Annotated in this window: 16 protein-coding genes and 1 other RNA gene; 5 read left to right on the top strand and 12 right to left on the bottom strand. The window is 69.8% G+C overall.

Features of this window, described 5'->3' with window-relative positions:
• Position 1: 1 nt before the first annotated feature.
• Positions 2 to 1,807 (bottom strand): DEAD/DEAH box helicase, encoded by a 1,806-nt coding sequence (locus ACFQRJ_RS04420; protein ID WP_377017458.1) that lies wholly within the window; start codon positions 1,805 to 1,807, stop codon positions 2 to 4.
• Positions 1,808 to 1,878: 71 nt separating this feature from the next.
• Positions 1,879 to 2,253 (bottom strand): DUF3039 domain-containing protein, encoded by a 375-nt coding sequence (locus tag ACFQRJ_RS04415; protein ID WP_377017455.1) that lies wholly within the window; start codon positions 2,251 to 2,253, stop codon positions 1,879 to 1,881.
• A gap of 89 nt (positions 2,254 to 2,342) precedes the next feature.
• Between ACFQRJ_RS04415 and ACFQRJ_RS04410 the strand changes: the two genes are divergently transcribed.
• Entirely contained in the window at positions 2,343 to 2,825 is a 483-nt protein-coding gene (locus tag ACFQRJ_RS04410) for a VanZ family protein (protein ID WP_377017453.1), read from the top strand.
• A 31-nt stretch (positions 2,826 to 2,856) separates the two neighbouring features.
• On the opposite strand, the gene ACFQRJ_RS04405 is transcribed toward ACFQRJ_RS04410, so the two are convergent.
• The 3 genes from ACFQRJ_RS04405 to hrpA form a co-directional block, all read right to left on the bottom strand.
• Positions 2,857 to 4,314, bottom strand: a complete 1,458-nt coding sequence (locus ACFQRJ_RS04405) for an NAD-dependent malic enzyme (RefSeq protein ID WP_377017451.1) — start codon at positions 4,312 to 4,314, stop codon at positions 2,857 to 2,859.
• Between the two features lie 85 nt (positions 4,315 to 4,399).
• On the bottom strand, positions 4,400 to 5,026 hold the full coding sequence (locus ACFQRJ_RS04400; RefSeq protein WP_377017449.1) for a hypothetical protein: 627 nt from the start codon (positions 5,024 to 5,026) through the stop codon (positions 4,400 to 4,402).
• A gap of 516 nt (positions 5,027 to 5,542) precedes the next feature.
• Positions 5,543 to 9,427, bottom strand: a complete 3,885-nt coding sequence (hrpA, locus tag ACFQRJ_RS04395; RefSeq protein WP_377017447.1) for an ATP-dependent RNA helicase HrpA — start codon at positions 9,425 to 9,427, stop codon at positions 5,543 to 5,545.
• Positions 9,428 to 9,601: 174 nt separating this feature from the next.
• Here hrpA and tdh point away from each other — a divergent pair, with 174 nt between their 5' ends.
• Together tdh and ACFQRJ_RS04385 are read left to right on the top strand one after the other, a co-directional pair.
• On the top strand, positions 9,602 to 10,666 hold the full coding sequence (gene tdh / locus ACFQRJ_RS04390; RefSeq protein ID WP_377017618.1) for an L-threonine 3-dehydrogenase: 1,065 nt from the start codon (positions 9,602 to 9,604) through the stop codon (positions 10,664 to 10,666).
• A gap of 37 nt (positions 10,667 to 10,703) precedes the next feature.
• Positions 10,704 to 11,918 carry a glycine C-acetyltransferase gene (locus ACFQRJ_RS04385; protein ID WP_377017445.1) on the top strand — a complete coding sequence of 405 codons (1,215 nt, stop codon included), beginning with the start codon at positions 10,704 to 10,706 and terminating at the stop codon, positions 11,916 to 11,918.
• Positions 11,919 to 12,051: 133 nt separating this feature from the next.
• On the opposite strand, the gene ACFQRJ_RS04380 is transcribed toward ACFQRJ_RS04385, so the two are convergent.
• The 3 genes from ACFQRJ_RS04380 to ACFQRJ_RS04370 all read right to left on the bottom strand — a co-directional run bounded on the left by ACFQRJ_RS04380 (position 12,052) and on the right by ACFQRJ_RS04370 (position 14,916).
• Positions 12,052 to 12,957, bottom strand: coding sequence for an endo-beta-N-acetylglucosaminidase H (locus tag ACFQRJ_RS04380; RefSeq protein ID WP_377017443.1), 906 nt, complete (start codon positions 12,955 to 12,957; stop codon positions 12,052 to 12,054).
• 126 nt (positions 12,958 to 13,083) lie between these two features.
• A complete protein-coding gene (locus ACFQRJ_RS04375) occupies positions 13,084 to 13,620 on the bottom strand; it encodes a hypothetical protein (protein ID WP_377017441.1) in 537 nt (178 codons plus the stop codon).
• Positions 13,621 to 13,704: 84 nt separating this feature from the next.
• Complete coding sequence (locus tag ACFQRJ_RS04370; protein WP_377017439.1) at positions 13,705 to 14,916, bottom strand: Gfo/Idh/MocA family protein; 1,212 nt, start codon at positions 14,914 to 14,916, stop codon at positions 13,705 to 13,707.
• Between the two features lie 246 nt (positions 14,917 to 15,162).
• Here ACFQRJ_RS04370 and ACFQRJ_RS04365 point away from each other — a divergent pair, with 246 nt between their 5' ends.
• Positions 15,163 to 16,032, top strand: a complete 870-nt coding sequence (locus ACFQRJ_RS04365; RefSeq protein WP_377017437.1) for a sugar phosphate isomerase/epimerase family protein — start codon at positions 15,163 to 15,165, stop codon at positions 16,030 to 16,032.
• A gap of 110 nt (positions 16,033 to 16,142) precedes the next feature.
• Here ACFQRJ_RS04365 and ssrA read toward each other — a convergent pair.
• Positions 16,143 to 16,513, bottom strand: a transfer-messenger RNA (tmRNA) gene (gene ssrA / locus ACFQRJ_RS04360).
• 212 nt (positions 16,514 to 16,725) lie between these two features.
• Here ssrA and ACFQRJ_RS04355 point away from each other — a divergent pair.
• Positions 16,726 to 17,289, top strand: coding sequence for a hypothetical protein (locus tag ACFQRJ_RS04355; RefSeq protein ID WP_377017435.1), 564 nt, complete (start codon positions 16,726 to 16,728; stop codon positions 17,287 to 17,289).
• A 12-nt stretch (positions 17,290 to 17,301) separates the two neighbouring features.
• Here ACFQRJ_RS04355 and ACFQRJ_RS04350 read toward each other — a convergent pair whose 3' ends face one another.
• The 3 genes from ACFQRJ_RS04350 to ACFQRJ_RS04340 form a co-directional block, all read right to left on the bottom strand.
• Entirely contained in the window at positions 17,302 to 18,276 is a 975-nt protein-coding gene (locus ACFQRJ_RS04350; RefSeq protein WP_377017432.1) for a hypothetical protein, read from the bottom strand.
• A 70-nt stretch (positions 18,277 to 18,346) separates the two neighbouring features.
• A complete protein-coding gene (gene smpB / locus ACFQRJ_RS04345; RefSeq protein WP_377017615.1) occupies positions 18,347 to 18,853 on the bottom strand; it encodes an SsrA-binding protein SmpB in 507 nt (168 codons plus the stop codon).
• A 189-nt stretch (positions 18,854 to 19,042) separates the two neighbouring features.
• A complete protein-coding gene (locus ACFQRJ_RS04340) occupies positions 19,043 to 20,350 on the bottom strand; it encodes a murein hydrolase activator EnvC family protein (RefSeq protein ID WP_377017430.1) in 1,308 nt (435 codons plus the stop codon).

Below are 20,350 nucleotides of genomic sequence, written 5' to 3'. Positions count from 1 at the left end.
CTCAGCGACGGCCGACGAACCAGCCGCGCACGATGTCGATGCGCGCCTGGATCTGCTCGGCACTGGCCTGGGCGACCGCCGGCCCGCCGCTGCGGCTGCGCAGCGTGTTGTGCACCGAACCGTGCGGAGTGCCGGACTTCCGCGACCAGGCCGAGACCAGGGTGCTGAGCTCCTTGCGCAGCTCCATGAGCCGGCGATGATCCACCACGCCCGGCGTCTGCGGCTGCTCGGTGGGCCCGCTGCGCTGACGGCGGGCCTGCTGCTCGGCCTGCTGCTGCTGGAGGACGGTGCGCATCTGGTCCGCATCCAGCAGGCCCGGGATGCCGAGGAATCCTTGCTCGTCCTCGCTGCCGGCCATGCCCCCGGCGCCGTACTCGCCGCCGTCGAACAGGACCCGGTCGAAGGACGCCTCGGACTCGAGGGCCTCGAAGGACATCTCGAGGTCCTCGCTGGCCTTCTCGGAGCGGTTCGCCTGCTCGATAAGGCTCTCGTCGAGGCCCGTGACCTCGTCGCCCTCGTCGGGCCGACGGTCCAGCACGTGATCGCGCTCGGCCTCGAGCTCGCCGGCGTGGGCCATCAGGATCGGCACTGTCGGCAGGAACACGCTGGCCGTCTCGCCGCGGGTCCGAGAGCGCACGAAGCGGCCCACGGCCTGGGCGAAGAACATGGGGGTCGCCGTGGAGGTGGCGTAGACGCCCACGGCCAGGCGCGGCACGTCCACGCCCTCGGAGACCATGCGCACTGCGACCATCCAGCGATCGTCGGACTCGGAGAAGGCCTCGATGCGCCGGCCGGCGCCGGCATCGTCGGACAGGACGACAGTGGGTTCCTGGCCGCAGATCTCCTGCAGGGTCGCGGCGTAGGCGCGGGCGGCCTTCTGGTCGGTCGCGATCACCAGGCCGCCGGCGTCGGGGACATGGCGGCGCAGCTCGGTCAGCCGTCGGTCCGCGGCCGAGAGCACCGACTGGATCCACTCCCCCTTGGGGTCCAGCGCGGTGCGCCAGGCCTGCTGGGTGATGTCCTTGGTCTCCATCGCCCCGAGCTGCGCGGAGACCTCGTCACCGGCCTTGGTGCGCCAGTGCATCCGGCCCGAGTAGGTCATGAACAGCACGGGGCGGACCACGTGATCGCGCAGCGCCTCCCCGTATCCGTAGACGTAATCCGCCTTGGAGCGCAAGAAGCCCTGGCCGTCGTCCTCGTAGGTGACGAACGGGATCTGCGAGGAGTCGGAACGGAAGGGCGTACCGGTCAGCGCCAGGCGCCTCGTCGCGGGGTCGAACGCCTCGCGCACGCCGTCGCCCCAGGTCAGTGAGTCGCCGGCGTGGTGGATCTCGTCGAGGATCACCAGGGTGCGATCGGCCTCGGTGCGGGCCCGATGCAGCGCGGGATGCATGCCCACCTGGGCGTACGTCACCGCGACGCCCTGGTAGTGGGAGCCGTGAGCGCCCTGGGCATTGGTGAAGTTCGGGTCCAGGGAGATGCCGACGCGGGCGGCGGCGTCGGCCCACTGCGTCTTCAGATGCTCCGTCGGCGCGACCACCGTGATGCGCCGGACGGTGCCCTCGGAGAGCAGGCCGGCAGCGACCTGCAGGGCGAAGGTGGTCTTGCCGGCGCCCGGGGTCGCGACGGCCAGGAAGTCCTTCGGGGCGGTGCTGCGGTAGAGCTCGAGCGCCTCGGACTGCCAGGCGCGCAGCTTGGGAACCGTGCCCCAGGCGGCGCGTTCGGGGTAGGCCGGCGGCAGCGATCGCGCGGCCGCCTCGGAGGGCTGGCGGGGATCGTTCGCGGAGAACAGGGGGGAGGTATTCACAGCGTGCACCACGGTACCGCCGCGGTACGACGACCCGCCGCCGGGTCCGATGTGAGGAAGTCAGCTCTCCCTCAGCGCCGCCCGCCGAAGAAGCCGCGGAAGCCGCCGCCTCGCCCGGAGCCGCCCTTGCCGTCGCCGCCGCCGTCCTGCGGTTCGCGCATGCCCTCGTAGATCTCCTTGCACTCGGGGCACACCGGGTACTTGTCGGGCGAGCGCCCGGGGACCCACACCTTGCCGCACAGCGCGATCACGGGCGTGCCGTCCAGCGCCGCCTGAGTGATCTTGTCCTTGCGCACGTAGTGGGCGAACCGGTCGTGGTCACCGTCGTCGGTGGTCTGCTCCTGCTCCTGCAGCTGCCGGTCGAGGACCGCGGTGCTGCCCGGTGACGCGCCCGGGTCATCGCTGTACGGGTCCATCCGGGACGGATCGGACGTGCTGGAGGACATGGCAACTCCCTCGGTCGATGTCGTGCTGGGGCGAGCTTAGCGGCCCAGCCTCCACGGAGACAGGCGTCGCCCCTGGAACAATGCCCGCCATGGACGCTGTCGCCGAGTTCCTCCGCCGTCTCCCGCACGAGGTCCGACGGGTGGGCGGCTCCCTGCCGTGGCGCGTCGGTCTGCTCGCCCTCGCGATCGTGGCGAACGTCAGCTTCTATCTGCCCTCGATCCCCGCGGGCACCCCGGGCGCCGGCGTCCCCGGCCTGGACAAGGCAGTCCACCTGCTGCTCTTCGCCCTGCTCGTGTGGACCGCCGGTCGCCTGCTGGCACCGCACAGACGATTCCCCATGGGATGGGTGGTGATCGCCGCGTTCGTCCACGCGCTGCTGATCGAGCTCATCCAGCTGATCGCCCTGCCCGAACGCGCCGCGGAGGGCGGCGACCTCCTCGCCGACGTCATCGGCATCGCCCTCGGCGTGGGCCTGTGGCTCGCAGAGCGTCGGCGCCACCGGGACGCCGCGCAGCACGATCCTCGCGGCGAGAGGGACCAGGAGCGCGGGGAGACCGCCTCCCAGCACTGACGCCTCGGCGGAGGGTCAGCCGTTCGGCAGCTCAGCCGTTCAGCGTGATCTCGTCCGCGTAGACCGTGGGCATAGCGCCCGTGATCGTGTCCACCGTGCCGGCGTCCTCCCGGGCCACCTGCTCCACCGCCCCCGCGACGGATTTGGTGACCCCGTCGTGGAAGACGCTGGGCACGATGTAGGTCGGATTCAGCTCCTCGGCGGTGACGACGTCGGCCAGGGCGTTGGCCGCCGCCAGCAGCATCCGGTCGGTGACCCGCGTGGCATGGGCGTCCAGCAGTCCGCGGAACACCCCGGGGAAGGCGAGCACGTTGTTGATCTGGTTGGCGAAGTCGCTGCGGCCCGTGGCGACCACTTCGGCGTACTTCGCGGCCTCGGACGGGTCGATCTCCGGGGTGGGGTTGGCCATCGCGAAGACGACCGAGCGCTCGGCCATGGTCGAGACGTCCTGTGCGGTGAGGATGTTGCCGGCACTGACGCCGATGAAGACGTCGGCCCCCTCGATCGCGTCACCGATGGTCCCGGTGAGCTCGCGAGGATTGGTGACCTCCGCGATCCACGGCAGGCGACCGGCGAGGTTCTCACGGCCCTCATGGATGATGCCGTCGATGTCGGTGACCACGACGTCGCGCGCGCCGGCGGCACGCAGCAGGCGCAGGATCGCGGTACCGGCCGCGCCGGCCCCGGCCAGGACGATGCGGGCGGTGGTCAGGTCCTTCTCGACGACGCGGAGGGCGTTTCGCAGGGCGGCCACGACGACGATCGCAGTGCCGTGCTGGTCGTCGTGGAAGACGGGGATGTCCAGCTCGGCGCGCAGGCGGTCCTCGATCTCGAAGCAGCGCGGGGCGGAGATGTCCTCGAGGTTGATGCCCGCGAACACGGGGGCGATCGCCTTGACATGGGCGACGATGTCGTCGACCGAGTGCGCGTCCAGGCAGATCGGGAAGGCGTCGATGCCGGCGAACCGCTTGAACAGCGCGGCCTTGCCCTCCATCACGGGCATCGCGGCCAGCGGGCCGAGGTCTCCCAGCCCGAGGATCGCGGAGCCGTCGGAGACGACGGCGACGGTGTTGCGCTTGATGGTCAGTCGCCGGGCGTCCTCGGGGTTCTCGGCGACGGCCTTGACCACGCGGGCGACGCCCGGCGTGTAGACCATCGAGAGGTCGTCGCGATGCCGGATCGGCATCTTCGACTCGACGGTGAGCTTGCCGCCGAGGTGGGCCAGGAAGGTGCGATCCGAGACCTTGCCGAGCTCGACGCCCTCGATCGTCCGGAGATCATCGACGACCTCCATGGCGTGGTCATGGCCGGCGGTCAGCACGGTGATGTCGGCGCGCATGCGCTCCGGCCCGGAGGCGGAGACATCGAGCGCGGTCACGGAACCGCCGTGTCTCTCGATGCGCCCGGTGATGTCGCTGACCGCGGCGGATCGCGCCGCGAACTCGAGGCGGATGGTGATGGAGTAGCTCACGGAGGGCATCGGTGACATGAGGCACAGCCTAACGATGTCGGCGGCTCAGCGGCGCACGCACCGACCCGCGGCGGAGCGACGATTCCGACCGCCGCTCACGATCTCAGGCGGTGAACGGCGCGACCTTGCGCGAGTACCGGTCCATGATCGTCCGTGCGCTGGTGACCTGCTCGGCGTAGCGCTCGGGGTGGGCCGAGGCCTGCACCGTCTGAGCGGCCTGACCGGGCTCCCAGTTCGCGACGTCCGGCACCGCCTGGAGGAGGCCCGGCGCGGACGAGATCTCGCCGAGGCCGAGGAAGGCGTCGATGGCCTTCTTCTTGTGCCGCACGTCGGCCGCGCTCCCCCAGCCCATCGAGGGCCGCTGCTGGAACAGACCGCCGGAGTCGAGGTCGACGGCGGGCTCGTAGTTGTACAGCCAGGACTCCACGATGGCGGTGATCAGCGTGACCGTGGTGACCGCCTCCTCGAGGCCGTGGCCCTTGCAGACGGCGATGATGAACTGCGCGTTCTCCACCTGCCACTGGTCCATGGCACCGATCTCGAAGCCCTCGCGGGTCTCCTCACGGGTCATGAACGCCTCTGTCCACGTCTCGCCCTGCGCGGAGGCGGGTGCGGCGACGGCGAGAGAGGTCAGCGAGGCGAGCCCGACCGTCCCGGCGGCGAACAGGCCGCGGCGGGACAGCGGTGCGGAGACCGCGGCGGACCGGCCGGCGGAGGACGGAGCAGACACGAACGAAGACAGAGAAGACAAGAGAGCGGCACCCTTCGGGCTCGAACAACAGTGGAAGGCGCTCGGCACCTTCCGAGCTCCGCCAACGTAACGGGATGATCACGGGGTGTGAATACCCGGCGCAGCGCCAGGGTTTTCACCGCGACCTCGAGTTTCCCTTCCCATGACCGTGGGACAAACTCCTGCACACTTTCATCACGTGACGTCTGGGCAGGCCATGCGGTGATTGCACCGACCCCCGGCCCATAAGTTCCGGCACCGCCGTCACCACTCGCACAAAAAGGCAAAGCTTCCGAATGCGTCGTGGAACACGCCGCCGAGGTGGTCTGCACCACGGCAGATATATGCGCTCCGGCACACTGGAGGTCATATCTCCGCGCCGGGATCCCGAGTGCGGCGTATTCGGGCAAATGCCCGTGAGTCGCCGCGGCATTCGGGTCGATGCCGAGCCGTGCGAGAACGCCCCACGGGGACGGTGAGGCCTCCGGGGGCGGCGGCTCCGGAGCGCGCCTGCGGTCAGCGACCGTCGCCGGTGGACAGCTCGGCGATCGCCTTGCGGATCCGCTTGTCCGAGACGGTCTGCTTGGTGCCGAGCTGCTGGGCGAACAGGCTCACGCGCAGCTCCTCGAGCATCCAGTCGATCTCGCGGGCGTCGGGCTGGGCGCGCCGACGGGGCGAGAGCTTGGCCCGCTCGGTGTGCCAGTAGTTCGTCAGATCGGCGATCTGCCAGGCCAGCTGCTCGTCGCGGCGCGGGTTCTCCGGCAGCTTCTCCAGGCGGATCGCATCGGCTTCGAGGTACCGGCGCAGGTCAGGCAGGTGATCGATGCCGGTGCGGGAGATGAACCCGTCACCGAGCAGCGAGGCGGCGTGCTCTCGGATCTGCGTGAGGTGGGAGAGCACGGCCAGGGACGGGACCCGGCTGAGCTCCTTGTGCAGGCGCGCGCTGACGGCGAGGGCCGAGGCGGCATCCTTCACCGCCTGGGCGGCCAGAGCGTCGTGCTCGCTGCGCACCCGGTCCAGCAGCTGGTCGTACTCGGCGCGCGTGCGCACCTGGGCCTCACCCGCCAGATGCGAGGTGGCGGCGCGGGACGCGTCGGCGAGCATCGACGCCGTCGAGGAGTAGTCGGAGCCGGAGACGGCGAGCTTGGTGGGGTTGGGCAGCGCGTTCAGCACGGACGAGAGATCCGCACCCAGCTCGCGGTCCAGCAGCGCGATCACGCCCTCGCGATGGGCGAGTGCCTGTTCGTCGGCGGTGGTCAGCACCGCCAGGTCCACGCGCTCGAGCCGCCCGTCGGCGCCCCGCCGCGCCACGAGGGAGGGGTACCCGGTGACCTTGAGCCCGCCGACGGTGGATTCGTGGACGGCCGGGATCCCCTGCTCGGGGAACGTGGGCAGATCGGTCCGGGCGAGGTCATCGCCCTGGGACGAGACGGAGGCCTCGACCCGCTTCTGCAGTCGCTGCTTCAGAGCCTCGAGGTCATCGCCCGAGCCGATCTCGCGGCCCTTGGAATCGACCACTCGGAAATGCATCCGTAGGTGGGCCGGCAGCTTGGTGAGGTCGAACTCCGGTCCGTACAGCGGGAGGTCGTCGGGGACGCCCGGCAGGTCCACGAGTTCGTCGGCCGCGGCCTCGACGAACGGCTCACCGCTGTCGGGATCGTCGTCGTGGAGTTTCGCGGCCACCGCCTTCGCCCGCTCCGGAGCCGGGACGAGATGGCGACGGATCTGCTTGGGCAGGGAACGGATCAGCTCGGTGACCAGCTCCTCGCGCATCCCCGGGACAAGCCAGTCGAACCCGCGCGGTTCGAGGCGGTTCAGCACTGCCAGCGGCACGGTGGCGGTGACCCCGTCGGCGCCCTTCGCACCGAGCTCGCCGAAGGAATAGCTCAGCGGCAGGGTGATGTCGCCCTGGACCCAGGTGTCGGGGAAGTCCGCGCGGATCGCCTCGGTGACATCCTCGTCCGCGGCCAGCAGGTCCCCTTCGGTGAGGGTGAGCAGGTCCGGGGTCTCGTGGCGCTGCTTCTTCCACCAGGAGTCGAAGTGCCTACCGGAGACGACGTGAGCGGGGATCCGCTCGTCGTAGAAGCGGAACAGCTGCTCGTCCGAGACCAGGAGATCCCGGCGGCGGGTCTTGGCCTCGAGCTCCTCCAGGTCGCTGATCAGGGCGCGGTTGTCACGGAAGAAGTGGTGGCGGGTGCGCCAGTCCCCCTCGATCAGCGCGTTCTGGATGAAGATCTCGCGGGCCGCGACCGGGTCGATGCGGCCGTAGCCGACGACGCGATCGGCGACGAGGGGCACCCCGTACAGGGTGACCTTCTCGTGCGCCATGGCGCTGGCACGCTTGGAGGACCAGTGCGGGGCAGAGTACGAGCGCTTGACCACGTGCGCGCCCGTCTCCTCGGCCCAGGCGGGATCGATGCGGGCGGCGGTGCGGCCCCACAGGCGGGAGGTCTCCACGAGCTCCGCGACCATCACGTAGTCGGGGCGCTTCTTGGCCAGCGCGGATCCCGGCCACACGGCGAACTTCGCGCCGCGGGCGCCGCTGTACTCCCGGGTGCGCTCGTCGTGGAGGCCGACGTGGGAGAGCAGCCCGGCCAGCAAGGACTGGTGGATGGCCTGCGGGGAGGCGTCGTTGTCGTTCGCCGAGAGATCGACGTCCTTGGCCATGTCCCGCAGCTGGGAGTGCAGATCCCACCATTCGCGGATGCGCAGGTAGTGGAGGTGCTCGGCGCGCACCTCGCGGCGGAACGCGCTGCCGGAGAGCTCCTTGCGGCGCGCCTGGAGATGGTTCCACAGGTTCAGAAAAGCCAGGAAGTCGCTGGTCTCGTCCTCGAAGCGCTTGTGCTTCTCCTTCGCCTGCTGCTCCTGGCCGAGCGGCCGCTCACGCGGATCCTGGATGGACAGTGCCGCCACGATGATCAGCACCTCGCGCAGGGCGCCCAGACGGTGCGCCTCGATCAGCATGCGGGCCATCCGCGGATCCAGCGGGAAGCGGGCGAGGGTGCGGCCGACGGAGGTCAGCTGCCGCCCGCCGGGCTGATCGGGGGCGGCTTCGAGGGCGCCGAGCTCGTCGAGCAGACGCACGCCATCGGTGATGGCGCGGGAAGCGGGCGGCTCGACGAACGGGAAGGATTCCACGTCCCCCAGCCCGAGGCTGGTCATCAGCAGCACGACGGAGGCGAGCGAGGTGCGCAGGATCTCCGGTTCGGTGAACTCGGGCCGTCCCTCGAAGTCCTCTTCGGAGTAGAGGCGGATCGCGATGCCGGGGGCGGTACGGCCGGAGCGGCCGGAGCGCTGGTTCGCGCTGGCCTGCGAGATCGGTTCGATCGGCAGGCGCTGGACCTTGGTGCGCTGGGAGTAGCGGGAGATGCGGGCCAGGCCCGAGTCGATGACGTAGGTGATGCCCGGGACCGTCAGCGAGGTCTCGGCGACGTTGGTCGACAGGATGATCCGACGGTAGGTGCCCGAAGGCGGCGGGGAGAAGATCTTCTGCTGGTCCTGCGCGGACAGCCGCCCGAACAGGGGCAGCACCTCGACCGGCAGGGCGCTGCGGCCCCTCGTGCCGCGATCGAGGTGCGTGCTCAGGGCATCGGAGATCTCGCGGATCTCGCGCTCTCCCGGGAGGAAGACGAGCATGTCGCCGGGGCCCTCGGCGGCGAGTTCGTCGACGGCGTCGATGACGGCCTGGGTGAGGTCGCGCTCGATCGAGTGGACGTCCTCGAGCTCGTCGTCCTCCTCGACCTCCGCCTCCAGCACCAGCGGCCGGTAGCGCACCTCGACCGGGTAGGTGCGCCCGGAGACCTCGATGATCGGAGCCGGTTCCGTCTCGCCGGAGGGTAGGCGCTGCCCGAAGTGCTCGGCGAAGCGCTCGGGGTCGATGGTCGCCGAGGTGATGATGACCTTGAGATCCGGGCGCTGCGGGAGGATCTGCCGCAGGTACCCGAGGATCACGTCGATGTTCAGCGAGCGCTCGTGGGCCTCGTCGATGATGATCGCGTCGTAGCGCTTCAGCAGCCGGTCGCGGCCGATCTCCGCCAGCAGGATGCCGTCGGTCATCAGCTTCAGCCGGGTGCCGCGACCGGTCTCACGGGTGAAGCGGACCTGGAAGCCGACGGTCCCCTCCCCCAGCTTCTCGCCCATCTCGCTCGCGATGCGCTGGGCGACCGAGCGCGCGGCGATGCGTCGTGGCTGGGTGTGGCCGATCAGGCGCTTGCCCTGCCCGTAGCCGAGCTCGAGCAGCATCTTGGGGATCTGGGTGGTCTTGCCGGAGCCGGTGGCGCCCGCGATCACGACGACCTGGTTCTCGCGGATCGCCGTCATGATGTCCTCGCGGCGCCCGGAGACGGGCAGCTCGGCGGGATAGGACAGGCGCGGGCCGGCGGCGGTGGAGGGCGTGGTCATGGCGCCTCCACTCTACGGGGCGGAAGGCCTGCAGGCCCTCGTGATTTTCGTCGGCCCGTCGACGCCTCGACCCGCGAGCAGCCGCCGCGCGCCGGGATGCCCCGACGCGGTCTACCATCGACGGGCGGGCCCGCGGCGGCGGGCCATGACCCGAGGAGGACTGCTGCCGCGATGATGCGTGCCCTGCGCAAGACCGAGCCCGGCCCGGGCCTGACCATGGTGGAGCTGCCCGAAACGGAGTGCGGCCCCTGGGACGTGAAGATCCGCGTGCTGCGCGCCGGCATCTGCGGCACCGACCTGCACATCCTCAGCTGGGACTCCTCGGCCGAAGCCATGTGCGACACCGTCCCCTTCACGCCCGGCCACGAGTTCTACGGCGAGGTCACCGCGGTCGGCGAGGAGGTCAGCGACGTGCGGGTCGGCGACCGGGTCTCCGGGGAGGGCCACGTGGTGTGCGGGACGTGCCGCAACTGCCGCGCCGGGCGCAAGCAGATGTGCATCCGCACCCGCTCGGTGGGCGTCCAGCGCGACGGCGCGTTCGCCGAGTACGTCGTGGTCCCGCACCTGAACGTGTGGGTCCATGAGCACGACGCAGGCACCGAGGTCATCACCCCGGAGCTCGGAGCGGTGTTCGACCCGTTCGGCAACGCCGTCCACACGGCCCTGAAGTTCCCCCTGATCGGTGAGGACGTCCTGATCACCGGCGCGGGGCCGATCGGTCTGATGGCGGCTGCCGTCGCCCGCCACGCCGGCGCCCGCTACATCGCGATCACCGACCTGCACGAGCACCGCCTCGAACTGGCGCGCTCGATGGGCGTGGACCTGGCGGTCAACGTCGGCCGCACCACCATGACCCAGGCGCAGCGGGAGCTGGGCATGAAGGAGGGCTTCGACGTGGGCCTGGAGATCTCCGGCCAGCCCAGCGCCCTGCAGGAGATGATCGCCAACATGAACCACGGCGGCCGGGTCGCGCTGCTCGGGCTGCCCTCGCGGCACTTCGAGCTGGACTGGACCACCGTGATCACCCACATGCTCACGCTGCAGGGCATCTACGGGCGCGAGATGTTCGAGACCTGGAACGCGATGAGCGCGATGATCTCGACCAGCCCCCTGCTGCGCGAACGCGTTCTGGCGACCGTCTCGGACGTGCTGCCCGCCTCGCAGTGGGAGCGCGCCTACGACATCGCCGGGTCCGGCAGCGGCGGGAAGGTGCTGCTGGACTGGGAGAACCTCGACTGACGTGCCGCTGAAGAGCGGCCGAGAGATAGGGAGCACCGTGTACTCGGACCTCAAGGACCAGCTGACCGCCGAGCTCGCCGAGATCGACGAGGCCGGCACGCTCAAGCGTGAACGGGTGATCTCGAGCCCGCAGAGCAACCGCATCACCGCCGGCCCGCTCGGGCAGGAGGGCGCGGAGGTGCTGAACTTCTGCGCGAACAACTACCTGGGCCTGGCCGATCATCCGGAGATCATCGCGGCCGCGAAGCGAGCCCTGGACGAGCGCGGATTCGGCATGGCCTCGGTACGGTTCATCTGCGGCACGCAGGATCTCCATCTCGAGCTCGAGCGCGCCGTGTCCGGATTCCTCGGCACCGAGGACACCATCCTGTTCTCCTCCTGCTTCGACGCCAACGGCGCCGTCTTCGAGCCGTTGTTCGGCGCGCAGGACGCGATCATCTCCGATGAGCTGAACCACGCCTCCCTCATCGACGGCATCCGGCTGTCGAAGGCCGCTCGCTACCGGTACCGCAACGCCGACCTGGAGGATCTGCGCGCCCAGCTCGAGGCGACGCGGGCCCAGAACGATGGCACGGGCGCACGGCGCACCATCATCGTCACCGACGGGGTGTTCTCGATGGACGGCTACCTCGCGCCGCTGCCGGGCATCTGCGACCTCGCCGACGAGTACGGCGCCCTGGTGCTGGTCGACGACTCCCATGCCGTCGGGTTCATGGGAGCCACCGGCGCCGGCACGCCCGAGCACTTCGGGGTCTCCGACCGGATCGACCTCTACACCGGGACCTTCGGCAAGGCCCTCGGCGGGGCCAGCGGCGGCTACGTCTCCGGGCGGGCCGAGATCGTGGCGCTGCTGCGGCAGAAGGGACGGCCCTACCTCTTCTCGAACTCTCTGGCCCCCTCGATCGTCGCCGCGACCCTGACCGCGCTCGAGCTGGTCGAGGGCAGCGCGGACCTGCGGGCGACGCTGATGCGCAACACCGAGCTCTTCCGGCGCCGGATGAGCGAGGAGGGCTTCGACCTGCTCGAGGGCGAGCACGCGATCGTCCCGGTGATGTTCGGCGACGCCGCGCTGGCCGGCCGGATCGCCGACGCCATGCTCGAGCGCGGCGTCTACGTCACGGCGTTCTCCTACCCCGTCGTCCCCCGGGGCAAGGCCCGCATCCGCGTGCAGCTCTCCGCTGCTCACAGCGAGGCCGACGTCGAGGCCGCCGTGGCCGCGTTCGTCGACTCCCGGGCGGCGGTGCAGGGCTGACCGTCCCCGGCAGGACGTTCCCGCGGGAACGCCTCGGCAGCCTCACGGATCGTTCCCGCGGGAACGTCTCGCCGCGGTCGTGGCCCCTGAGCGGGCGCCGGGCTCCACGTGCCACGGGCTCGTGGTCCCCGGGTCAGCCCTCGTAGTGCGCCGCGCTGCCGTACAGAGGCTCGGTGAAGGCGGAGACCTGGTCACTGCGGTCCCCCGCCTGCAGCTGGTAGGTCACGAACGCCCCGAACCCGTCGGCCGCCGTCCGCTCGGCCAGGTCCCGCACGAACGCCGGTTCGTCCGAGCCGGAACCGGGGGTGAGGTCGACGGCTGCCGCTCCGTAGCGATCGCGCGGCAGGCCCGGCACCGGGTACTCGCGGTACGCCCCGTAATAGGGATTCCACGCGTAATCGATCATGTCGCCGACGCGCACGCCCTGGTACTCCTGGCGCTCGGCGGAGGGCCCGATGACGTAGAACGTGATCAGCCGGTTCGGCAGTCGCTTGCGCAGAGCCTGGACGAAGTGCACGAAGGAGTGGTCGTTGGGCTGACCGGTCCCGTTCTCGCCGTACCGGGACCACTCGTCATCGATGTCCACGCCGTCCAGCCCGTACCGGCGCACCGTCCCGGCGACCTGCTGGGCGAAGCGGTCCGCGGCGGCCCGGTCCGGGAAGTTCGCGAAACCCGCCCCCTGGTGATTGCCCAGCAGCGAGAGAACTACCTTGATCCCCTTCTCCTGCAGCGGGCGGATCGTGGTCTCGGCCTCGTCGAGCACGTGCTGCACGTTCTCGTTGCAGTGGAGGTAGGCGGAGGTGCCGTCGTAGTTGATGTTGGCCGCGAAGATGGAGGCGATGTCGAAGGCCGCGGTGCCGTCATCGAGGGTGTACGCGCCGGCGTTCTCCAGATTGTTGTGGTTGACCTCGATGTAGGCGACCGAGGCGATGCGGCCCGGATCCCGACGCGGCGGGGCGGCGAGGGCGGGCGCGGAGAGCGCCGCGCCTCCGAGGGCGACTCCCCCCAGTCCGGCGAGCAGTGTTCGGCGATGCAGCATGGGAACGATGACCTCTCGACGTGTCCGACCGGTCCGCGGCAGCGCGGCGGTCCCGGCGCGATGGGTGGAAGCACAGTAGCAACCGCGCGCGAGAGCGTTCCCGCGGGAACGTCTCCGCGCCTCCGCTCAGCTGTACTGAGTGGCCAGCCCCTTGTCCTTGGCGGCGTGGAAGGCCTCGTGCCGATCGTCCCGCAGTTCGATGATCTCGGTAGCCCGGTCGTTGCGGCCGTCGACGATGACCACGTAGGTGACCGGCTCGTCCTCGGGCCAGTACGCCTCGAGGGTCTGCTGCGTGTGCTCGGTGGCGTCCCGGACCTCCAGCGGGGTGTATACCGCCGGGTCGCCGGTGGACAGGCGGCGCCAGGCCTCCCCCGGGTCCTCGCGCAGGTCGAGCATCAGGGTCTCGAGCGGCCGGCCGTCACGCAGCCGCCACACTCGGTTGCGCCCCGCCAGCCACAGCATCGTCGCCGGGGAGCCCACGAGCAGCACGCCGGCACCGATCACCAGGGGCCACATCCCCTCCACCAGGCCCCAGATCACCAGCGCGAGCATGATGACGGCGGAGAGCAGGGCATTGAGGAGGAAGAAGCGCGACTGCGGGTGCGTGGCGAGCTCGAAGCGGTCGGGGCGGCTGGCGAGTGCCGGGTCACCGGGGCGGGGCATGAACGTCTCCTGGTCGAGTGAGTAGTCCTCCGCGGCAGTGTAGGGCCGGGCGAGGCTCGGGGAGGCTGATTCCGCCCGATCGACTCAGCCCTGCTGCTGGGGGTACTTGCCCTCGGCGGCGATCCGCTTGTTGAGCTCGGCGAGGTACTCACTCTCGTCGAAATCCAAGGGCACCTCGCGCCCGGTCCAGGCCGAAAGGTGGATCGCGTTGGCCAGGCGCACCCCATGGATGCCGTCGGAGCCGGGAGCGAGCAGATCCTCTCCGAAGAGCACGTGGCGGGCGAAGTTCTCCAGCACGCCGGCATGCTGGCCGCCCCAGACCGAGGAATCCTCGATCGTCTCGGTGCTGACCAGGTCGCCCTGCCCGGCGGTGTTCCCGCGCATCAGCTCGCGGGCGCTCTCGGGGGTGGTGGCGTCGGAGATCTCCTTCTCGCTCTTGGCGTAGCGGTGCACGGTGGCCGTCTTCGATCCCTCGACGAGGATCTTGCCGCGGCTGCCGAGGATCTCCAGCCGGTCGGTCCCCTTCATGTCGTGGGTGCAGGTGATGAAGGTGCCGGTGCGGCCGTCGCCGTAGTCCACCAGCGCCGTGACCTCGTCCTCGACGGCGATGTCGCGGCGGAATCCGAAGCCGGCCTTGGCGAACACGGACTTCGGGATGCCGCAGATCCACTGCCACAGGTCCAGCTGGTGCGGCGACTGGTTCACGAGGACCCCGCCGCCCTCTCCGCCCCAGGTGGCGCGCCACGCGGACTGCTCGAAGTAGCCCTGCGGACGCCACCAGGTGGTGATGATCCACGTCGAGCGCAGCACCTCACCGATCTCGCCGGCCTCCACGATCTCCTTGATGCGCCGGTACAGCGGGTTGTTGCGCTGGTTGAACATGATCGCGAACGGCACCTCCGGGTGCGCGGCCGCGACCTCGTTCATCCTCCGCACCTGGCTCGTGTGCACGGCGGCCGGCTTCTCCACCAGGGTCGGAAAGCCTGCCTCGATCGACGTGATCGCGGCCGCGGGGTGCTCGTAGTGCGGGATGGTCGTGACGACCGCGTCGACGGACCCCGAGGCGAGCATCTCGTGCAGGGTCGCGAACGTCGGCACCCCGGGGTGCGTCTCGCTCGCCGCGGCACGTGCTGCCGGATCGGTGTCGCTCAGGGCGCCGAGGCTCATGTGCGGCACGAGACCCTCGGCGATGAACCGCGCGTAGGCGGAGCCCTGCGTGCCCGTTCCGAGGATGCCCAGGCGCACCACCGGCTCGGTTCGGGGGGCTTCCGCACCGGAAGTGGACGTCGTCGTCATGTGCTGCGCCTTTCATCTCGCCTCTGCCGCAGCGACCGGAGCAGGCCGCCATCAACCAGAGTCCTGCAGGACTGACCCGAGACTGGGGTCACATCGCAGGATTCCACAGCAGTTGCACGCCGTTGCACGGGCAACCTGCGGCAAACCTCCGATATGACCCGCGCCACTGGATACCGTGGCGGCGATGAGCGGCGGTCGGACCGCCGTCCCCGGGCGATGCGGCCCGGACCGACCCAGGAGGTTCCCATGGCACGAATCGGCATCCAGCTCATGATGCTCAAGGACCACGTCGCCCGCGACGGCATCACGGCCGTCCTGGAGCGCGTGAAGAACACCGGATTCCAGGTCGTGGAGGTCTCGCAGATCCCGATGACCGAGGACAACGTGGCCGGCATGGAGGCCGCGCGCGAGAGTCTGGGCATCGAGTACGCCGCGATCTCCGGCAAGACGTCCGTCCCCGCCGGCAGCGACGACCTCAGCCTCGCCGAGAACTTCGATCGTCATATCGAGGATGCGCGGCGCCTGGGCACCTCTCTGATCCGCATCGGGATGATGCCGCGGGAGGCGATGCGCTCCCGCGACGCCCTCCTGGCCTTCTGCCGGGAGGCCGACGACTACGCGCGGCGCCTCGCGGACGAAGGGCTCAGCCTCAGCTATCACAATCACCACGTCGAGTTCGCCATGATCGATGGCACGACGGTGCTCGACATCATCCGCGAGCAGGCCCCGCATCTGCGCTTCGAGATCGACTGCCACTGGGTCCAGCGCGGCGGGCGGGATCCTGAGCGCACCCTGGCGGCTTTCGAGGGCGTCCTCGACCTCGTCCATCTCAAGGATTACCGCATCGTGCTGCCCGGTCAGGAGCTCTTCGACCGGCTGGACAGCGGCGACGGCGCCGCCTGGGGCGAGTACTGGGCCCGCGACATCGTCCAGTTCGCAGAGGTCGGTCAGGGCACGCTGGACTGGAAGCCGGTCATCGAGCAGGGCATCGCCTCCGGCGCGCAGCACCTGCTGATCGAGCAGGATCAGACCTACGGGCGAGACATCTTCGAGTCGCTGGCGATGAGCCGGGCCCACCTGGTCGAGCTCGGCTACGAAGAGCTCATCACCGGCTGACGGCGAGGCTGGCCGAAGGGCATGCGAGCAGGGCATGAGAGCCGGGCATGAGAAAGGCCCCCTCCCCCGCACGTCAGTGCAGGTGAGGGGGCCTTTCATCGTGAGTGCAATGGTGGAGACGGCGGGAATCGAACCCGCGTCCGATAGTGCGGAGCGAGGGCTTCTCCGGGCGCAGTCCGTAGTAACGCTTTCTCAGTCCCGACGCTCGCACGGACACGTCGTCGGCGGACTCAGTCACTCTGAGTTGTTCACCCGACCCCGATGACGAGGGCCGGAAGCAGTGGCTCCTTAGATGATGGAACGACCCGGGTCAGGAGCAAGCCCGGGGTTCCAGACTGCTATCGCTGATCAGGCAGCGAGAGCGAAGTCAGTGCGCTTGGGTTCGGCACTTATTGGTTTCCAGAGGACATTAACGAGATGACTCTGGGTTCTCGACCCGCTTCCCCTCGCTGGACAACTACCGTCGAAACCGATCGTCCCCCAGCGTGGGTGGCAGCACAGATTGTGACGGCCTCGAAGGCCGCCCATGCACTCACTCTGCAGTTGTCAAACACCCACGAACGACGGGTCTCCCCGTGCGTCGTGCATCTACTCTACAGGGCCCAACCCCGCAGCCGAAGAGTTTATTCCTCAGCTCACGGCGAACTGCGGCCGGGCTGGACGGCGCAGCCGAGCCCGCGAGACGATACGGCGATGATCGGGTTCTCGGCGGCAGGCGTGCAGGTTCGGCTCGACGACGACACCCTGCGGGAGGTCGTGGAGGATCCGACGGCATTGGCCCAGTGGTGCGCGTCGAACCCGGAGGATCCCCGCACAGCCGCCTACCTGCGGATGCTCGGCCGGCTCGAGGAGGCCGCCGTCGCGGCACGCCGGAGTCTCGAGAGCACCGGCCTCCCACCGCTGGTCCGAGCCGTCCGGCGGGTGCGCTACGGGCACGTCCTGCAGTGGCAGGGGGCCTTCGTCCCCGCCGAGGAGCAGTTCGACCTCGCCGCGGAGGAGACGGGGCTCGACGATCCGACGTCCCCGTCGTCGCTGTCGGTCCTCGCCTCCGTCTTCCAGCACCGTGCGAAGTGCCGGTTCGAGCATGCCGCGCACGAGCTGGCGGCCGACCGGCCGCGTGCCGCGGGGATGCTGAGACAGCGTGCGCTCGAGGACGCCCGGCGTGCTCTGCTGATGCGGGAGAACCTCAGCGGTACCGATGACGCATCCTTGGACGCCAGCCGGCAGGTCGTCGCGCGGCTCGAGCGCGCTGACTGAGAGCAGCGGAGATCAGTCCTCGTCACCGGCGGCATCGGCCTCGGCGACGTCCAGCGCGACCAGCAGGCCGGGCTCCGAGTCGAGGTACCACACGCCCATCGCCTCGGCCCCGAAGGTCACCTCGGGGTCGTGCTCCCAGGCGACGGTGCACTCGACGGGCTCGGTCGATCCTGCCGGCAGCGGCTCGGAGCATTCCGGGGCGACCATGGGTGCATCCAGCACCCCGTAACCGTTCTGGCTGTTGACCGTGGACTCGACCGTGGCGGCGAGTTCGTCGGCGGGGACCTCCTCCGCGTTGAACATCGAGCCCTGGCCGACGCCGACCAGGTTGCTGCCCTGATCCGTAAAGACCTCGAGGGCGTCGTCGGACGGGGGTTCGCCCACGCTGACCAAGAGCGCCGGCGAGCCGGCGGGATCGTACCCGGAGGGCGCCCGGACGGCCATGACCGTCAGGTCCTGCTGCCCGTCCAGGCCTTCGATCGCGAACTCCGCGGTGCAGTCGACGGACGCCCCGTCCTCGTAGGTGAGGTCCCCGTCGCACGAGGGTTCGGATGCCCCGTCGACCGCGGTGTGGTCGGCGAGGATCTCCGCGATGTCTCCTGCTGCGGCGCTCCAGGTCTCCTGGTCCGTGTCGACCACGTCCGAGACGCCGTCGACGATATACAGCACTGCGGGTGGGCGGTTCATCGCCGCGCCACCGGCCCCGTCCCCGTCGGAGGGCTCCGCGCCCTCCTCTCCGTCCGACGGCTCGGTGTCCTCGCCGCTCGCAGCGGGGTCCTGGCCATCGCTGGCCGAGGTTCCGTCGTTCGAGGTCGGGGCCGCGTCCTCGCCGGCTGATGTGCAGGCGGCGCTGGTGGTTGCCAGCGCCAGGGCAGCGGCGGCGACCAGAGCTCGACGCAGGGGCAGGCTCGAACGCATGGACAGGCCTCTCGTGATCGACCGCAGGAAGATCCGCGATGCATCGGTGGCGTCGGTGATCACCGACACATCGCGACGCTATCCAGCGGACACGATCAAAGTCAAAAGAGGGTAAAGCCTCGCGTCAGGCGAGCTCGGCTCAGGCGAGCTCGCGTCGCCGCATCGCGCGCTCGGCCTCACGCATGTCCTGCTTCTCGCGCAGCGTCTGGCGCTTGTCGTACTCCTTCTTGCCGCGTGCCAGGCCGATGAGCACCTTGGCATGCGATCCGAGGAAGTACAGCTCCAGCGGCACGATCGTGAATCCCTTCTCGCGGGACTTGCTCGCCAGCTTCACGATCTCCTGCTTGTGCAGCAGCAGCTTGCGCTTGCGGCGGGTGGCGTGGTTCGTCCAGGTGCCCTTCACGTACGGCGCGATATGCACAGCGTCCATCCACACCTCGCCGCCGTCCACGTAGCAGTAGCCGTCGACCAGAGACGCTCCCCGCTCACGCAGCGACTTCACCTCGGTGCCCGTCAGCGCGATCCCGGCTTCCCAGGTGGCATCGATGAAGTAGTCGTGACGTGCCCGCTTGTTCGAGGCGATGAGCTTCTTCTCGGGACCGTCGGCCGTGCCGGTCTTCTTCGCCGCAGCCTTCTTCGCCGCCATGATGTCCCTCCGACCTGCCATCGATCCACTGTGCATGCCCGGCTGCGCTCTGGGTGCAACCGGACGTCCCAGCTTACGCCGTGGCGTCTGTGCGACGCGAGCGAATATGGCCGGTCAGTCACGCCCGGCCGGAGGGCCGGGCCGATCGGGCCGGAACCGCCGCCTGAGCTTCCGGGCCGACGGGACGCCTCACATGTACTTGGTGGGATTGACGGCGTTGCCGTCCTCATGGATCTCGAAGTGCAGGTGGCAACCCGTCGAGGAGCCGGTGGTGCCCACGTACCCCACCGTGTCCCCGGCGGAGACCTGCGCGCCCACGGGCAGGGCGTAGCTCTGCAGGTGGTGGTAGGAGCTGGTGATCAGGTGGCCGTTGTGGATGCCGTGACTGAGGATGATCTTGTTCCCGGCCCCGCTGTTCCAGGTGCGCTGGATGACGCGCCCGGAGTGGGTGGCTCCCACCGGGGTTCCGCAGGCCGACGGGAAGTCGACACCGGCGTGGAGCTTGCGGGTGCCGTAGATGGGGTGGACGCGCCAGCCGAAGTTCGAGTTCAGTCGGCCGCCGACCGGGTGCTGCCAGGCGCCGCCGGTGTTCGCAGAGCCGCTGGAGGAGTCGCCTCCGCTGCTCTGTGCCTTCTGCTGCGCCCGCTCCTCACGCTCGCGCTCCTGCTGCGCGAGCTCCTCGATCTCGTCGTCCAGCGTGCTGCTGCGCGTCTCGAGCTCGGACTCCTGGTCCTCGTACTCGGTCTTCTTGTCCTCGAGCTCGTCCCGCTGGCGCTTCTGGTCCGCGTAGAGGTCATCGAGGTCCTGCTTCGCCTGCGCGGCCTCATCCTCGGCGTCCTCGCGGCGCTGGACGGCCTCCTCGGCCTCCTGCTTGAGGTCGTCGATCTCCTCGCGCACCGCGGTGAGCCGGTCCGCCGAGTTCTCGGTGACGGACTGGTCGGTGCGCAGCGTGTCCAGCCGCGACCCCTGCGAGGAGAGCGTCAGCCGGTAGTTCATCGAGCGGTCGACGGTGTCCTGCGGCTCCTGCCCGCCGACGTAGACGCTGGAGGGGTTGGGGACGCCGCCCCCCTTGTACGCGGCGATCGCGACCTCGGCGAGTTCCTCATCGCTGCGGTCGACCTCTTCCTGACCGGACTTGACCTCGCCCGAGAGCTCTTCTTCCTCCTCCTGGGCCGCGTCCAGCCGCTCCCCGGTCTCGCGGTCCTCCTCGCGCGCCGCTTCCAGCTCCTCCTGAGCATCCTCGAGATCCTGCTGAGCCTGAGGGATCAGCAGCTCGGTCTCGGCGAGCGCGAGGTAGGTGTCGGCCAGGTCCTCGTTGACACCTTCGAGTTCGAGGCGCAGGTCCTCGAGCTGCTGATCGACCTCCTCGCGCTCGGCGATCTTCTCGTCCTTGTCCCCGTCGGCCGCGGCCGGCGGGAGAGGGGACAGCAGCGGGACGAGGGCCAGGGCCGCGACCGCGAGGAAGCCGGCCGGACGCCGCAGGATGTTCTGGGACAT

It is taken from the genome of Brachybacterium sp. GCM10030252 (assembly GCF_042666535.1).
GTDB lineage: Bacteria > Actinomycetota > Actinomycetes > Actinomycetales > Dermabacteraceae > Brachybacterium.
Note: the sequence above shows the minus strand (reverse complement) of the source record. Positions and strands in the feature narration are given on the sequence as shown.

Excerpts from the sequence above, each read along its gene's own strand:
- ACFQRJ_RS04415 (WP_377017455.1), bottom strand. The coding sequence starts at position 2,253 with ATGTCCTCCAGCACGTCCGATCCGTCCCGGATGGACCCGTACAGCGAT.
- ACFQRJ_RS04410 (WP_377017453.1), top strand. The coding sequence starts at position 2,343 with ATGGACGCTGTCGCCGAGTTCCTCCGCCGTCTCCCGCACGAGGTCCGA.
- ACFQRJ_RS04405 (WP_377017451.1), bottom strand. The coding sequence starts at position 4,314 with ATGTCACCGATGCCCTCCGTGAGCTACTCCATCACCATCCGCCTCGAG.
- hrpA (WP_377017447.1), bottom strand. The coding sequence starts at position 9,427 with ATGACCACGCCCTCCACCGCCGCCGGCCCGCGCCTGTCCTATCCCGCC.
- tdh (WP_377017618.1), top strand. The coding sequence starts at position 9,602 with ATGCGTGCCCTGCGCAAGACCGAGCCCGGCCCGGGCCTGACCATGGTG.
- ACFQRJ_RS04380 (WP_377017443.1), bottom strand. The coding sequence starts at position 12,957 with ATGCTGCATCGCCGAACACTGCTCGCCGGACTGGGGGGAGTCGCCCTC.
- ACFQRJ_RS04375 (WP_377017441.1), bottom strand. The coding sequence starts at position 13,620 with ATGCCCCGCCCCGGTGACCCGGCACTCGCCAGCCGCCCCGACCGCTTC.
- ACFQRJ_RS04370 (WP_377017439.1), bottom strand. The coding sequence starts at position 14,916 with ATGACGACGACGTCCACTTCCGGTGCGGAAGCCCCCCGAACCGAGCCG.
- ACFQRJ_RS04365 (WP_377017437.1), top strand. The coding sequence starts at position 15,163 with ATGGCACGAATCGGCATCCAGCTCATGATGCTCAAGGACCACGTCGCC.
- ACFQRJ_RS04355 (WP_377017435.1), top strand. The coding sequence starts at position 16,726 with ATGATCGGGTTCTCGGCGGCAGGCGTGCAGGTTCGGCTCGACGACGAC.
- smpB (WP_377017615.1), bottom strand. The coding sequence starts at position 18,853 with ATGGCGGCGAAGAAGGCTGCGGCGAAGAAGACCGGCACGGCCGACGGT.
- ACFQRJ_RS04340 (WP_377017430.1), bottom strand. The coding sequence starts at position 20,350 with ATGTCCCAGAACATCCTGCGGCGTCCGGCCGGCTTCCTCGCGGTCGCG.